9 protein-coding genes are annotated in these 13,965 nt (G+C 55.1%); 3 read left to right on the top strand and 6 right to left on the bottom strand.

The features are described 5' to 3' along the window. Positions 1 to 396: 396 nt before the first annotated feature. The 4 genes from RAD04_RS05265 to RAD04_RS05250 form a co-directional block, all read right to left on the bottom strand. A complete protein-coding gene (locus RAD04_RS05265; RefSeq protein WP_461622900.1) occupies positions 397 to 1,425 on the bottom strand; it encodes a DUF4238 domain-containing protein in 1,029 nt (342 codons plus the stop codon). Positions 1,426 to 1,513: 88 nt separating this feature from the next. After that, the gene (locus RAD04_RS05260) at positions 1,514 to 3,517 is read right to left on the bottom strand and encodes a hypothetical protein (protein ID WP_461622899.1); all 2,004 of its coding nucleotides are present in this window, start codon (positions 3,515 to 3,517) and stop codon (positions 1,514 to 1,516) included. Next, on the bottom strand, positions 3,399 to 7,736 hold the full coding sequence (locus RAD04_RS05255) for an HTH domain-containing protein (protein ID WP_461622898.1): 4,338 nt from the start codon (positions 7,734 to 7,736) through the stop codon (positions 3,399 to 3,401). Before RAD04_RS05255 ends, RAD04_RS05260 begins: the two co-directional genes overlap by 119 nt. A gap of 782 nt (positions 7,737 to 8,518) precedes the next feature. Next, positions 8,519 to 9,322, bottom strand: a complete 804-nt coding sequence (locus RAD04_RS05250; RefSeq protein ID WP_461622897.1) for a hypothetical protein — start codon at positions 9,320 to 9,322, stop codon at positions 8,519 to 8,521. 159 nt (positions 9,323 to 9,481) lie between these two features. Here RAD04_RS05250 and RAD04_RS05245 point away from each other — a divergent pair, with 159 nt between their 5' ends. After that, positions 9,482 to 9,790, top strand: coding sequence for a hypothetical protein (locus tag RAD04_RS05245; protein WP_461622896.1), 309 nt, complete (start codon positions 9,482 to 9,484; stop codon positions 9,788 to 9,790). Beyond that, the gene (locus RAD04_RS05240) at positions 9,787 to 10,320 is read left to right on the top strand and encodes a recombinase zinc ribbon domain-containing protein (protein WP_461622895.1); all 534 of its coding nucleotides are present in this window, start codon (positions 9,787 to 9,789) and stop codon (positions 10,318 to 10,320) included. The genes RAD04_RS05245 and RAD04_RS05240 overlap by 4 nt, the downstream gene beginning before the upstream one ends. Positions 10,321 to 10,724: 404 nt before the next feature. Here RAD04_RS05240 and ald read toward each other — a convergent pair whose 3' ends face one another. After that, a complete protein-coding gene (ald, locus tag RAD04_RS05235; RefSeq protein WP_461622894.1) occupies positions 10,725 to 11,837 on the bottom strand; it encodes an alanine dehydrogenase in 1,113 nt (370 codons plus the stop codon). A 452-nt stretch (positions 11,838 to 12,289) separates the two neighbouring features. Here ald and RAD04_RS05230 point away from each other — a divergent pair, with 452 nt between their 5' ends. After that, positions 12,290 to 13,012 (top strand): helix-turn-helix transcriptional regulator, encoded by a 723-nt coding sequence (locus RAD04_RS05230; RefSeq protein WP_461622893.1) that lies wholly within the window; start codon positions 12,290 to 12,292, stop codon positions 13,010 to 13,012. Positions 13,013 to 13,731: 719 nt separating this feature from the next. Here RAD04_RS05230 and RAD04_RS05225 read toward each other — a convergent pair. After that, on the bottom strand, positions 13,732 to 13,929 hold the full coding sequence (locus RAD04_RS05225) for a hypothetical protein (RefSeq protein ID WP_461622892.1): 198 nt from the start codon (positions 13,927 to 13,929) through the stop codon (positions 13,732 to 13,734). Positions 13,930 to 13,965 lie beyond the last annotated feature (36 nt).

Genomic DNA, 13,965 nt, shown 5'->3' with positions numbered 1-13,965 from the left:
GGGAGAGCGAAATCTTCCGCGCGTGCTTCACCGGCAAGACGGTGACCAGGGGGTCTCGGGGAGCTTGGAGGCTCCACCGCGTGGCGCTGGACCGGCCATAATGGTCCTCCATGGTCGGTGCAGGTGGAGCAGGAAGGCTCCAAAGCCCTGCGAGGGTTGCACATGCAACCGACTAGCCAAGCGGCAACGAGCGGGCATTGGCCGTCACAGGCCGGATGCTAAGACATGGCGCGGGCCGGACCGGAAGAATCCGAACACGCCCGTCTGTCCGACTATTTTGGGATAGATTGTGATCGCCCGCAAGTGTCCGGCTGAGAAGCGCATATCCAGCGCTAATCGCGCCGTCCGGGCCTAGCCGCTGCGCGAATCAGTCTCCGCCGCCAAGGCGTAGGCACGTCAAGCAACGGCCATTCGATGACCGCGTCTGGCATCGGGATTCTCACGACAGAACCTCTGTGCCAATCCGAAGTCTGCCTGTTGGCAGACCACGTAGCGGGAGGCAAATGACGTTTGCAGCGAATTGTAATAGTCCATGTTCTCCCCAGTTGAGGATACAGGTCTGCTCTCCGCCGCAGCCGATAGGAGCGAAGCGGCGGGCTCGTCCGCTGCTCCGAACTGCTCCATCAATTCTTTCATTTCTTGTGCCGTCATCTTGCCCGCCATTACTTGGCCTACGGCCTCAGATCGCCGTTCGCGAACGACGTTCTCGTAGTCTGAACGGAGCGTCGAAAGAATTGAGGGACACCACGCGCAGAGGAGGAGATCAGAAGCCAGAGGCATGTAGATTTCGATGCCTGTGACGGCTAGGCCAAGGTTTCCACGCAGCCCGAACGTCTGCATATTGTTGAGGCACACCGGATTATCTCCAAGATAGAAGCTGCGTCCCTCAGCAGGCGCGGCCAGCAGGAAATCCTTCGTGGCAATTATCTGCGCGAAGTCGCCGATGCTCTTTCGTATGCTTAGGAGATGATCGCGTTTGAGCGAGTTCTCTGTGGCAGGTTGCCAATCCTCCCAACCTTGCACATCCTGCATCTTTCCGCCGCCTTCCTCAACCTTTGCAACGATGAGTGCCTCCACCTGTTGCCAACTATTGCGATTTGCTTTGGTCCGCAGCATTTGAAACGCAATGAGCAAGGCAAGAGCCGCTTTCTCTTGCGGCGAGTTGTCTAGGCGCCGCGTCTCTAGAACCCTTTGGTAGGTGGGAAGCACCTGGTCTTCAGCCGCACAAGCAATCGGTTCAAATGACACAATCCAATCGTCGTCAAACAGGAAATCGTTGAAGCGGTTTTCAGCCATGACATTTCGGATGGAAGTGACAAACGTCTTATCCGTCTGCTTGTCGTAGACAGCTACGCGCTCGCCGTCCGTATCGGCTAGAAATTGCCTTAAGATGAATTTGGGGACGTAATGCTGATTCTGAGTCATTTTGGTAATCTACCAGACTCTCGGCTGGCATTTGACGGTAATCACTTTGCGCACGAGATCACTGTACCTACATCACAGCCAACATAGATCACGCAGCCTTACGCCCGAGGCGTGCCGCTGCAACAGCCTTACCTAAGCTCGATGATAACCGAGTGTCGAGCAGTTGAAGGTGACGGAGCGAGTCGTGCAGGTCGTTGAGCGCTTGAGGGGGAGCGAGGAACGCCACGCTTTCAAGACGACGCGCAAGTGCCTCCATAGCCTGATCACGATTAGAATTTGCGCTGGCGCATTCTACAAGTCGACATACGACATCAAGTGTCGAACCATCGACCGGCAATTCGCGTACTTTCTCGACGCAAAACTCAGCAACAGATTCAGCTAGTCCCGCATTTTTTGTTTGGATTGCTACAAATGCAAGAACCTGAAGCACATATTGCGTGTCATCATCGTCCCAGCGAACTGCGTCTTTCTGTAGCCGAGTTACTATTGAATGGCAGGCTTGAAGAGTCTTTTCGGTCACACCAACGGTGTAAAACCCGACAGCGCCCCGCAAGAGGTTTGTCGCAGTAGGCTCCGCCACAAGCCTGTCGTAAGCGGGGCGAAACACGTATAATTCGTTGTCGGATGGCATCTTCCGCGGAGCGCTTTCGCCAATAGCGGGAAGTACTGCAAATAACTCAACGCCATTTTCAGTAATCCACTCACGGCCTTTTGCAAGCCGTTCAAGCCAGGCCTTGGGTCTCGCCTCCTCGGGAATTTTGTTGATGGCGGCTTCAACGCGACCGAAAGCATCGGCTACGAGATGCCTACCAGTCAGCCAATCGGCCTTCCATCGTGGTTCTCGATCCATTTCGAGCAAGACTGAGAAAAGAAAGGCCTTCCCGGAGTGTTCCATCGCCCACTCATATAGATCATCGGCATTGCCGAAGCCGCACGCTCGAAGAATTAATGACGATTGAGCAGATGTGGTCACGCGTCGCCAGAAGGCGGGCTTCTGCGACAGAGCGGAGTGCTGTGCCAAACGAGCTGAAGTCATAACAAAAGCGCCAGCATAAGACAGACAGCGGATTCGGAGCGTCTCCATGTCAAGAAGGCGATCCAACAGTTTCAAACCGGCGGCCTCAAGCTCTGCATCTTGCTCGAATGCAGATGCGCAAATTTCGAAGGCGCCGACCTGTGCAAGGTGATCTGGCAATGAGGCCGCAATCTGTAGGATTTCCAAAAGGGAGTGTTTTGGAAGTGCTTTGAACTTGTCAATGGGAACCAGTGCAGGCCCGCAGAATGACAGGGATATGGCGCGAAATGCGCGAATGGGATCTGCAGCCAATAAATGGACTCTCTCTGATTCGCATTCGGCGTTCAAAAAGGTCTCAAGCGTTCGAGAGTCGCCTGACGGCGCGACCAAGTTTTCCCAGTGGCGGTAGTCGTTCGGAAGGAGGTCTGAATTTGTCAACTCACGGGCTGCGACTGCCCCTTTCACGGTTTGAACAAAGCTTTCCTGCGCCGTGAGAAGTGTCTCCACGACCGATAGGAAGTCTTCATCTGAAAACGTGGATTGTGCTACTTTTGCTCGAAGCGCCTTTGCGTGAATATCCGCCAGCGTGTGTTCCCTGAGATAAATCTCTAGGTATTCGAGCCGTTGTTTCGGATCAGAGCTCAGCAGACCTGCGTAGGTAAAAGCAAAGATCGCGTTATCAACCTTAATCTTGGCTGTTCCATTCGACTCGATGGTCATTGTTGCCTTGATCGTCTGGCCATCATTGTCCTTCAGAGGCTTTGGGCGACTCCCCGCCAACACGTCCCGAAATGCGGTCAGCATTTGGTCTTGAGGCAATTTAATATTTGGACCAAGCGTCGCGGGGCGATGTGTGGGAATCGCGAATTTTTTGGGAATTTGCCCGTCAGACATTACATCCGATTGAACCATTCCCGAAAGCTTCCGCAACGAAAACAGTGCGCGGACTCTTGGCCAATCAGGCGCCTGCTTGACGGCGTCCCTTGGCTTTGCCTCGGCCGACGGCTTTACGATTTGGCGCTTTCTTTTTGGTGGTGGGGGTTTGCGGCGGCGTTGACCCACCTTCTTGTTTTTCATTTTCATCCTCCGTATTTAAGATAAATGATCGAACCTGCTCGATGACAGAATGATAGCGGTCAGGCCATACAGACCTCAGTGGCTCGATATAATGCTGCTCTAGCCAGGTATTATAAGCACGAACGACGTTGTCGTCCGAAAGCTCGACTGGCATTGCTAAGCCGGAGAGGATCACGCGATCAACGGCTTCCACCCATTGAAGTGGTGGTGACGGCTCCCATTTTGCCTCCCAATCCTGAGGCCGTGGCAACGAGCTCATTATGAGGTTAGACAGCCGCGCGGCAATCACCGGATCAGCTTCAGCTTTCCAAATTTCAAATATGCCAGATTTCATCGCCAGACTAACGCTAGCGAACCATTGTATTTCGCGGGGGAACGTCGGCACCTCGGCGACTTTGGCAAGATCAATGCTTTCCTGTATGGCACGCATTTCTGCGGAAATGGACACACGACTGCGGCTGGCAGCGCGGGCCACTTCGGACACATGCACAGGTAAAAGGGCAGCAGCGCCCGTTCTAAGCTTGTGGCGAGCTGAAAACCATTCCGGATCCTTAATCACATCTCGAACTCGCAACGTTTCGAGCAAATCCAACGTCGTGAGGCAAGGAACTCTCCGGCCTTTGTTGTCGGCGGCAAAGTTTTCCTTGTTTAGCGCTCTGTCATCGCAGACGACGCCATCGATTCCTGTCAGATCGGAAAGTAAGTGTAACGTCGATGGCGTCTGATCGTCATTCAATTCGCCACCTTCAACACGGCGCGGTCCGAATTGGACCTTCCCCGAAGCATGGGTCGCCCGTATCGTATCCCGAATATCGTCGATTACGCGGAGCACTTCTCCGACGTGTTGATCGTGATCGATAATTGCCTGTGCTTCGTCTTCGGAGCTTCCCTCAATGCGAACGTCCTTAAATACCTTCAGAACCGCGCCCAATAGGTTTGTGTATTGCAAGTAAACCAACGCGAGCTCGTCGATGAAAAGAGGCTTAGCAGGATCTGGGGCTGTGCAATTGGGGATCCCTTTATCTTGAAGCGAGAAATATTCTTGAGCGGTTTGTTCCTCAGTTTCGTTGACTGTTCCGTTATCTGAAAGAACCTTCAAGAGAGCATGCATATCGGACAGAAATGGTGCGATGCTCGTGATGTCGGCCGGAATTTGCTCTAGACTAGGCCGATGTATTGGTGCCGGGCGCAGGACTGTTCCACCGGCTTCGGCAGATCGAACCAGCGCGGCTAACGAAGGGCCAATTTCAGCCGATAAGGGGTCATTGGTCCGCTCGATCGGGCGTGCAATCTTAATGCTGTTGCGGCGCAGCGCTTGCTCTAACTCACGCGCACGCAGGATCCGTGATTTCTGGACCTGTTGGACTCTACGTCTGCCTTCAAATAATTCCGACATGACGGTCGCAGGAAGTGTAAGTGTCTTAAACGCTCTGAGCACTTTTGGAAGAAGGCCGAGCCATCCGAGAACCAGTATCGATGACACGTCCAAGGCTAGACTCTGAACATCATCACCGCACGTCCAAGGCAAGCGATGTCCGCTAAACAGTGGCAGCACGTATTTGCGTCGTGCGTCCTCAAGCTTCGAATTTCGCACCAAATTTCTCAGGAGCATATCGACCAGGGTGGTCCGGAGGCCCGGCGCTGCAATGACAAGCGGAACCTCTGCGCGAGTTATGCGCTCGCTGATGTCGCGGGTGCGTTTATTCCACTCAATCTGCTGAGGTATGAGTTCTTTCAATTCGAATTGTTGGACCGGACCTTTTTTATCGGAAAGGGCCAGCGCTTTGCGAAGCCAAAGGTGAGATTCAGGAACGCCATCTTCGAGACCTTCTTCAATAATTAGTGAATATGCTCCAAGCCAAACATGCGGATCGGTTCCTGCTTTCGTGACTGCCGCCCGCACTAAATCCATCATTGGTCCGTGGCCCGACTGCTGCGCGATATGCGCCGCGCGAATAAGTTCAAGACCCGAGTATTTGGCGAGATTATCGAGGTATGCGGCTAATGGCTTGGCTAATGTCTCCCACTCTCCGGACTCAATTGCGATAGCGATTTCTAACTGGAGGTCTCGATGCGTGACGGACTGCTGCGCCAATTTATCAACATGGTCCTTTGCCTCTTTCAAGCGACCCTGTTTAAACAGCGCCCAGGCGTAGTGACGGAGCAATTCGGGGTCGCGGTCCTTGAGTACCGGATTCGCTTCTATGATACCAACATACTCGGGGTCGTCTCCCAAATAGGCAAAGGCATAGGCTGCCCGTGCAATATCACGCGGGTCTGACGATTGAGCAAAGAGGTCTTCCGAATATTTCGCTGTTGCGCGATGATCTTTGCGTTCTGAAAGTGAACCAACCAGCGCACGTAATGATTCCAGGCTTTTGGTTGCTTCATACAGCTTTAGATCTTCCGCAACGGGGTCCTTTCCCTCACATTTTGCAATCAGGGCATCGAACATGGCCGCGCCGTCCGGCGTGAGCTCTTCACGATGCTTTTCAAATAGGATGCGAGCAGATGAGGTGTCTCCTGCCAGTGCTAGCGCTTGAATCTCGATAGGGAAGATTGGCGGATCTTTATAGTCTGCTTCAAATCGAGCACGGTAGCGTGAAATTAGCGACGCGACGCTTGCCGGATCATCGCTGTGGATACGAATTATCAGTGCAGCTTTTAGATCTTCACCATCCAATCCACCAAGTTCTTCTCGACGTTTTAAATACATGTCGAGCGCCTCCGGCTTAAACTCAGGGTCGAAGGCAAAGGCGAGCGAAAGTCGCTCACGGGCTAATTTCGGGTCCTTCAATTCTTCACGCAGGCGGTTAAGTCCTGCGGTTTTGCGGTGTGGATGGAGCAGCTCGCACCACAGGATGTAGCCCTCAGCCAATCGTTTGGCGTGAGGAAGCTCAAGCTCGGAAGCAATCGGTAATAACGCCGTTAAATCATCCATTGCCTTATCCATTCTTGATGCTGTAGTTGCATCGTCAACGATGGATCGCGTGCCACGACGCGCGTCCATTTGAAAGCTGCGGACGGCAAGCTCACGATCCGGTACCGGCAAAATTGATGCCACGCTAACCATCGCGCGCACGAAGCGGAAGTAAGGTCCTTCCGACAACTGCGTGGGCGTTATTTCTTCAAGACGCGGTCTTAAACCATCATAATCTTCCGATTGCAGGTAGGCCGACACGAGTGTCTGGAGACCATTAATAGTCAGTTGAGTAATTGGCATTCCTGAATCGGCAAGCCACTGGAGCCCGTCCGCAGGACTCCGGTGTCGCACGAGCATGTTGAAGACGCTTGAGCGGCTGTCCGCGTCGGTCTCATCGCGAATGAGGCTAAGTGCGCCGTCGATGTCTGTGCGTTCCAATATTCGGGCGCGGGCGAGCAAGTCTGAGTCTTGCCCTTTTAGCTTCTGCGCTTGTCGAAGAAGCTCTTGAGCTTTTTCGGTAGTTCCCCGCACGGCGGCGCTCCGAGCGGCGCGAAGCAAGATTCGGCGGCGAAGTTCGGGAGATACCCCCGTGTATTCCGGTTCGCAGGCGATGTCTGCCACACTTACATATTCATCAGTCTGTGCGGTTTCCGGAAACAACGAACGCCTCATAGCGCGTGTGAAGCGTGCGGCTAGATCTCGCTCGACGGCCTCAACTACGGCTGGTTCTTGGCCCGGAGAATGTGAAGGCGTTGCTACGCGCGGCGTTGCACTTTGACTCGGTGCGCTTTCGCGCAAGTGCACGGCCACAAGTTTTGCTGTCTCAGCAATATCAGAAATATATCCATATTTTCGAAGCAAGTCCGGATAGTTCGCGAGCTGCCGAGTAATTTGATCCCAGCTCGCAACTTCGACCGAAAACAGTCTCTTTCTTTTGTGCTTCGCGGTTATCGCGCGTGCGTGCGCTTGCACTTTGTCATCATTTGGCGCAGTCGTTGCGACAACGTATTGCTTTAGTCCGGGTTTCCAGGTTTTGGCCTTTGTCACCTCTTCGTCAATTTCATCGATCGTCAAGTCTTTGGGAGGCCAAATAGCCTTCTCTTTGCATTGCACACCCGCATAATTTTTCCCGTCAGGCCTGCCGTAAACATCAACGCCACCTTGTGGCTGGCCCTGTCGGCCATGTTTTTGCGTACTTCGGTCGTTCCAAAGTCGTTCATATAAATCACAGCAGAGGCTCTCGAACTCTTCCCAACTTTGCGGAGGAGCAAATTGGCTTGTGACAGGAAGGGGCATGGTGCTGTCTACGGATCAGTTGGCGGGTGGCATCGGTATCCGCATGAAAGCCAAGAGTTTATAGTAGGGGCACTATGAGATCGGTCTAACTCAGACAGCCGCCTCAAGGAAAGGCTGCGATTATCATCGCGGCATCCTGAGCGAGTAGAGCATGCTGGCTAGCTACCGAGCAACGTCGAAGCCGGATATTGTTGTGTAATACGGAAATTCGACGTCGTGTTCGGCTTCAGTGAAGAGGGAATTCTCCCAAGTCCCGCGCGATGATCCGCGATGAGCGCCGGGAGAATGATATCTCCCGCGCCGGTTCGACGGCAAGATGCTGACCATGGAGTCTCGGGGAACTTGGAGGCTCCCTGAGCGCGATTGAACGGCGCACGTTCATCCATGGATCGGTGCAGGTGGAGAGGGAAGTCTCCAAGCCTTGCTCGCGGCTACCAAAGTCGGCGAAGGCGCTTTTTGGTCGATGGGTGCGGGAGAGCGAAATCTCCCGCGCGTCGTTCAGCGGCAAGACGGTGACGACCATGGGGTCTCGGGGAGCTTGGAGGCTCACCGCGTGGCGCTGGACCGGCCATAACGGTCCTCCATGATTCGGTGCAGGTGGAGCGGGAAGGCTCCGGGTCCTGCGAGTGATTGACCGAAACGGTCTATGACGCGCCATCAGCTCGATGCCGATCAGCGTCAACTGCCGGGGGGATGCAACGGGGGCGCGCCAGCGGGACCCCTTGCCAAGATTGTGCGGTATTACCGCACACATCTTGCGAGCCAAGCGAAGCCGCACTTTTTTAGTACGGGCCGATGCCTGTTGCGTTTATTTGCGTCAGTGCCCAGGTGCGAGGAATCGACCGACTCAGCTTTTCTGACATCCGGGTCAATTCTCCCTCAGTGATCGCGCGACCGGGTTTCCACTCCGTGGCCACTTCCTCTAAAAGCGAAAAGTCTCCAGCGATAAAGATAAACACGTTGGAGCCGCGCCGGTTCTCGGACTCTTGTGGCGTCGGATGGACAGTGCAAATTGTTTGCTCGCCCTGAGTTCCGGCCAGCATCAAATCTCCCTGCTTAGTGGATGGTGCGACATCATCGCTCTGCGACTTTGTCATACGAAGTGGGAACCAGCCCGTATCACACCCGTTCAGCGCTACGATCGCGTCATACGCAAACGGTAGTCTCAAGCAGAAACAAAGTGCGTCCGCGATTTCAAATGGCATCTCAATCCATTCCGGACCGCGCCGGTGTGAGAGAAATGCTGGACCGACTGTTTCGGGATATAGCGAGATGAGACCTAGCCGTCGAAACCGCGGTAGAAATTCGTTGAATACCTTGTTGGTGAACGCTTCGACATCCAAAGCTGCGACGGTTTGCGGATGGTTCTCTTGCAGGTGCTTGTAAATCTTGGCCGCGTGTTGACGGCCAATGTTTCCTTTTCGGAAATTTTCGCGGAAGGCGCCACTGATCGACTTCTGGTTGGTGGCGGCGCGAACGAATTCCGCCCAACGAATTTCTCGTGACTGCTCCAAACGATGCACTGCCTGATACAGGTCCCGCCGTTGTTTCGGCGACGACTTCAACCAGTCTTCAGGCTTTGCCATCTGTTCTACCCAGAAAATACGGAGGCAGGAACGCGCTGGCACGGTTATGAAAAACAATGAAAAACTTGCCGTTATAGGACTTTTGTCCTATATTGATTACGTGGCTTATTTTTCCGAGGGCAAAACGCCACTGGTCTGCGGCCAGAAAAAACCGACGAGATGACCGACCAGACCAAAACCCCCGACACCCACACGTACAGCCCGCTCCAATACGATCCTGAGGTGTTGCGGGAGCATGTCCGCGACATGAACCTCTCGACAGAGCAGGAAAATGCTCTGCTTGAAGCCGTCTGGCTGGTGATCGTCGGTGTCATCGACCTCGGTCTTAGCCCCGCCTCTCAGGGCACTCATTCAAAGCCTCTGGTGGTTGATTCGTCGAGCGTGCTAGCCTTGCTATCAACTTCAAACATGTCGAACACAGAAGACGCGAAGGCCGATGGGTCAAACGCGCAAAGGATGGATTCATGAATTCAAAGACGCAGGAACCTAAGCACGAAGGCATCGTGACCCTTGAAACGTTCGAGAAAATTCAACATCGCATTGACGGAGTTGCGCGTGCGCCGATGCGCGCCGACATCAGGTCCGATTTTCCGCTTCGCGGGTCTGTGTGTTGTGCGGAATGCGGAAAGCCTTTGAGTGCATGCTGGTCCACTAGTAGCACCGGCGTGAAGCACCCGTATTACCTTCGCATCGCCCGGGGCTGTGGCCGCTACCGTAAGTCGATCCGCCGCGACGCAGTCGAGACGAGGTTCAGCGAACTTCTCAAACAACTGATGCCTTCAACGAAGCTGATTGATCTTGCGTGCGCCATGTTCAAGGAGGCTTGGCGTCAACGCGTCACACAGAGCGCTCAGATGGTCGAAAGCTACACGCAGCAGAAGGCCAAGATCGAAAAAGAAACACGCCGCCTCATTGATCTCATCATCGGCGCGAACTCGAACGAATTGGCGAAAGCATATGAGCGGCGTTTAACGAGCTGGAGCGCGAGAAGCTGCTGATTGAGGAAAAGCGGGAAAACCTTGCGCAGAAGCCGGGCTCGTTCGACGAGTTGTACGAACTCGCTATCGCATTCCTTGCAAAGCCTTACGATCTCTGGGCTTCCGGCAATCTGCGGATACAGAAATTAGTACTCAGACTCACGTTTGCCGACCACCTCGTGTACTCGCCCGAAAGCGGGTTTACGAACGCGAAAACTACTATGCCTTTCAAACTCTTAGACTCAGTGCGGGAAGGGAAAACGGAAACGGCGCGCCCGACACGATTCGAACGTGTGACCTTTGCCTTCAGAGGGCACGTTACACTGTCTTGCGTAGAGTTGTGCCATACCTCCTCCAAAAAAGGGCCACTCCGAAGGAGTGGCCCAAGTGAGGGAGGAAAACGCCCCCTAAGGAGCCTCTGGGGATCAGGCCGCGGCCTGATCGATCGGTGAGAAGGGTAGGCCAAGACTCTCGGCCACGGCCTTATAAGTTAGACGGCCCCGATAGACATTGAGGCCTGCGCGCAGATGCGGATTCTCGAGCACGGCTGCAAATCCCTTGTTGGCGAGAGCCAGACCAAAGGGCAGCGTGGCATTGTTCAATGCCTGGCTTGAGGTGAGCGGGACAGCTCCGGGCATATTGGCGACGCAGTAGTGAATGACGCCGTCCACCTCGTAGGTTGGATCCGCATGCGTCGTCGGACGCGAGGTCTCGAAGCATCCGCCCTGATCGATAGCTACGTCCACGATGACGGAGCCCTTTCGCATCGAGCTCAACATGCCGCGACTGACCAGCTTCGGCGCGCTGGCGCCGGGAACGAGCACCGCCCCAATGACAACGTCCGCTGCAAATACTTCCTCCTCAACGGCGTCTATGGTCGAGAACCTGGTGCGAACGCGCCCCTCGAATAGATCGTCCAGTTCGCGAAGCCGGGGAATCGAACGATCGAGGATCGTGACCTCGGCACCGAGTCCCGCCGCCATCCGTGCGGCATGCGCACCAACGACCCCGCCTCCGATCACAACGATACGGGCCGGCTGCACACCGGGCACGCCGCCGATCAATAGCCCCCGCCCACCTGAGTAGCGCCTCAGCGCCGCACCCGCGGCTTCGATCGCAAGCCTGCCCGCAACCTCGCTCATTGGCGCAAGCAGCGGAAGCCCCCCAGCCGGACCAGTCACGGTCTCGTAGGCAATGGCGGTACATCCGGACTTTATGAGGCCCTTAGCCTGCTCCGGGTCCGGCGCCAGATGCAGATATGTGAAGAGGATCTGGCTCTCTCGCAGCTGGGTCCATTCCGAAGGTTGGGGCTCCTTGACCTTTACGATCATTTCGCTCGATGCGAATACATCGTGAGCGGACCCCAGAATCGTCGCGCCAGCCTTGCGGTACTGGTCGTCGGTTGCGCCGATGCCAGCACCGGCCGTGGTCTCGACCAGCACGCTGTGGCCTGCAGCCACATATTCGCGGACAGCCCCAGGTGTCAGGCCCACGCGGTATTCGTGCGTCTTGATCTCCTTGGGAACACCGACCTTCATTTGGAATCTCCTCTTGAACGGCCCCCTTCTAGTAGGAAACGCGATGCAAACTTGCGAAAGTGGAGCCAAGTCGCGCTGAAATTCCGCGATTCTTTGTGCGATCACGCAGGATTCCAAACAAGCGAACGAAGACCGACATGGCAATCGTCGATGAGCCGCCGTAAGTGGCGGCTGACCGGACCGAATTCTCGTGTCGAGCGGAAACTGTTTGCCACGGCGATCGCGCGGCTATGAGATGCTGCATCAAAACAATCACAAGATATGAAGCACGACTTGACCTGAACCGACTTGATCTCAACATTGGAGGCAAGCGCTCAGATTTCACCTGAACCACGTCACAGGCGCTGTCCGTGCGCCACGACGCGACAAGGCGTGTGAGCCCGATATGTAAATTTGCTGGTTGAGGCGAAAGTCAAACGGGGATTTTCAAAGTGCCTGCAGCGAGAAGGACGATGCGTCACGTTTTCCAAGCTTTCGTCGACCAACTGATTGAAAGTACTGACGTCGATGACCTTAGGCTAGGGATGGCCGAAACTGTTGCCGCGCTCGATCTGTGTTGTTTCGCCTACCTCACTTTGCCTTCCAGGCCAGGCGCGGAGCCGCTCCTGATTTCGACCTATCCATCACGCTGGATTTCGCATTACGTTCAGCAGCAGTACCATCGGTTCGACCCCGTAATTGTTCGGTCCCTTCGCCGGGACAAGGCCTTTGAGTGGGGCCTAGGTCTCGGGCCAGAAGCACATTCGGAGCCTGCCCGTCAGCTTTTCGAGGAGGCCGCCCGATTTGGCATTCGCTGCGGTTTTACCGTTCCGATTCACGAGAGCGGCGTCGCTATTGCCGCCGTCACATTTGCCGCCAGCGAACGAGGCGCGTCCTTCGGGCGTGCGGTACGCCGGCATGCTCGTATACTTCCTTTTCTAGCAACGACTTTCCATGCACATGCACAACGTAAGCTGCGTGCCCGCGATCAGATTGATGGTGTCACGCTTTCTCGGCGGGAAATCCAATGTCTGGATTGGGCCGCTCAGGGCAAGTCGTCCTGGGAAATCGGCCGCATCATGGGCATCTCTCACTATACGGTCGCGTTTCACCTGGACAACGCCAAGGCCAAGCTGGGCGTTCGATCGACGATCCAAGCGGTCGCGCGTTTTGTTGCCGCTGGTCGAAAGATCTAGCACTGCTTTGGCAGATTGTTGGATTGGGCGCTTGAGGAGGTTTCCTCAATCGATTTTTCAATGATCTTGGGGGCCGGCTTTTGGAGGGCTGGCCATGGTGGAATGGAGACGAATTTTAACGCTGGCTCAAGTTCTTCCTGGATCGCTTGGGTCATAAGACCAGGCAGGGGTGATCGCAAGGGCGTTCAGCCGATGGCAGAATGCGTTGCAACAGGCAACTGGGATCAGTTGCTGGCTTCCGCCTCAACCAACGATGCCCGCCGTACGTCACGCCATCGTTGGTCTCATCCTTCCGCTATCGTCTGAGCAGTGTCCATACTCAGAAAACAAATCCTGGAGAAAAACCCTGGCGCAAACCCATTCTGCGACCTAATTAGCGCGCCCTGATTCCTTTGGACCGAAGTAACTCGGCACACACGGGACCAACAGAGTAAGGAACATCTCAATAGGAGCTGGCCGCAATTCTTGGGCGCTGGGCAAGATCGCGCCGACCCGTTCTGCGCCGTCTCACCAGGCAGTGTTCCCGCCTAATTGAGCATGCTTGGCCGTAGCGAGTTCTTCCTCATGGAGAGACCCAGGGCACATCGTGCGGCGGATGAGCAAGCGCGCTCGAGGCGCGCACTGCCGTCTCCGAGTATGGTTTGCGAGTTCTTCGAGGATCGAAAAACAGGGTAGATCGACAAGTTTCTCAATCCGCGGCGGTTTCGATAGCTCTACGATTACATGTAGTCATCTTCATACTCGTACCCCGAGCTTGCTGAAGCGGCATCATTGCGCGCGTCGTCCTCCGCTTTAGCGAGATAGAGTTCATGCTTGTTTGCGCGCTGCCACTCACCTGCGCTTTTCGTTGTCCATTTGTCGGGATGCTGCGTCGGATCAAGCACCATGTTGCAGTCGTCGACCTCGACGAAGCCCAACTTCGCCGCGCGGGCTTTCGATTCTCACTAAGTGGA

This window comes from Bradyrhizobium sp. 25ACV (assembly GCF_054863005.1).
This window is presented reverse-complemented; position numbering and strand designations above follow the sequence as displayed.

Coding starts and splice junctions, on each gene's coding strand:
- ald (WP_461622894.1), bottom strand. CDS start 11,837: ATGAAGGTCGGTGTTCCCAAGGAGATCAAGACGCACGAATACCGCGTG.
- RAD04_RS05260 (WP_461622899.1), bottom strand. CDS start 3,517: ATGAAAAACAAGAAGGTGGGTCAACGCCGCCGCAAACCCCCACCACCA.
- RAD04_RS05230 (WP_461622893.1), top strand. CDS start 12,290: ATGCGTCACGTTTTCCAAGCTTTCGTCGACCAACTGATTGAAAGTACT.
- RAD04_RS05240 (WP_461622895.1), top strand. CDS start 9,787: ATGAATTCAAAGACGCAGGAACCTAAGCACGAAGGCATCGTGACCCTT.
- RAD04_RS05245 (WP_461622896.1), top strand. CDS start 9,482: ATGACCGACCAGACCAAAACCCCCGACACCCACACGTACAGCCCGCTC.
- RAD04_RS05265 (WP_461622900.1), bottom strand. CDS start 1,425: ATGACTCAGAATCAGCATTACGTCCCCAAATTCATCTTAAGGCAATTT.
- RAD04_RS05250 (WP_461622897.1), bottom strand. CDS start 9,322: ATGGCAAAGCCTGAAGACTGGTTGAAGTCGTCGCCGAAACAACGGCGG.
- RAD04_RS05255 (WP_461622898.1), bottom strand. CDS start 7,736: ATGCCCCTTCCTGTCACAAGCCAATTTGCTCCTCCGCAAAGTTGGGAA.